This is a genomic window from Acidovorax sp. KPB24-03, assembly GCF_057546605.1.
This window is the reverse complement of record NZ_BAAJYR010000690.1, coordinates 1-1,221: the sequence shown is the minus strand read 5'-3', so window position 1 is coordinate 1,221 and position 1,221 is coordinate 1. Positions and strand designations below refer to the sequence as shown.

The window sequence follows — 1,221 nt, the reverse complement described above, 5'->3', positions numbered from 1 at the left end:
AGCAGGCGCTGGCCGAGGCCGGCACGGCGGGCTACCTGGCCGCCCAGCTGCGCTCCGCCCCCGCAGCCCTGCCGCCCGAGGCCCAGGCCCAGATCGACGCCATGGCCATCACCCGTACCCCCATGGAGGTGCTGGCCATCGACATGCAGGGCCGCCAGCAGGCCATCAAGGACCTGCCCGACGAGGAGGCGCGCAAGGCCGCGCAGGAGACCTACCAGCGCGACATGCGGGCCCTGCAGCGCGAGGCCGAGCGCCGCTTCGTGCTGCGGGCCGTGTACTCGCCCGCGCAGTTGAAGGAGAAGATGACCTGGTTCTGGATGAACCACTTCAGCGTCTTCGCCGGCAAGGCCGATATCCGCGCCATGGTGGGCGACTACGAGGACCGCGCCATCCGCCCGCACGCGCTGGGGCGCTTTCGGGACCTGCTCGGCGCCACCGTGCGCCACCCCGCCATGCTGCGCTACCTGGACAACGCGCAGAACGCCGCCAACCGCATCAACGAAAACTACGCGCGCGAGCTGATGGAGCTGCACACCCTGGGCGTGGACGGCGGCTACAGCCAGCGCGACGTGCAGGAGATGGCGCGCGTGCTCACCGGCCACGGCGTGTCGCTGCGCCCGCTGGGCGAGCCGCCGCCGAAGCTCAAAGCCGAGTGGACGCGCCAGTACGTGCGCCACGGCCTGTACGAATTCCACCCCCAGCGCCACGACTGGGGCCCCAAGGAGCTGCTGGGCCAGCCGCTGCAGGGCCAGGGCATGGCCGAACTGGACGAGGCGCTCGACCGCCTGGCCCGCGCCCCGGCCACGGCGCGCTTCGTGTCGCGCAAGCTCGCCACCTACCTGGTGGGCGATGCGCCGCCGCCCGCGCTGCTGGAGGCCATGGCCGAGTCGTTCACCCGCAGCGACGGCCACATCGCCGCCGTGCTGCAGACGCTGTTCGCCAGCGCGCCGTTCCAGGCCTCGCTGGGCAAGCGGCTGCGCGACCCGGTGCAGTACGTGATGGCCGGCCTGCGCATGGGCTATGCCGACCGCGTGCTGGCCAACCCCGATCCGGCCCTGTCGTGGCTGCAGCGCCTGGCAGAGCCCTTGTATGGCCGCGCCACGCCCGACGGCTACCCGCTCGATTCGGCCGCGTGGACCAGTTCGGGCCAGATGGCCGTGCGCTTCGAGGTGGCGCGAGCCCTGGCCGGCGCGGGCGCCGCCGCGCTCTACCGCCCCGAAG

1 protein-coding gene is annotated in these 1,221 nt (G+C 72.9%); it reads left to right on the top strand.

Annotation, left to right across the window (positions count from 1 at the left end; genetic code table 11):
- Positions 1-1,221, top strand: a 1,221-nt coding sequence (locus AC27KI_RS25230; protein WP_487116530.1) for a DUF1800 domain-containing protein, incomplete at both ends; no start/stop codon positions are given.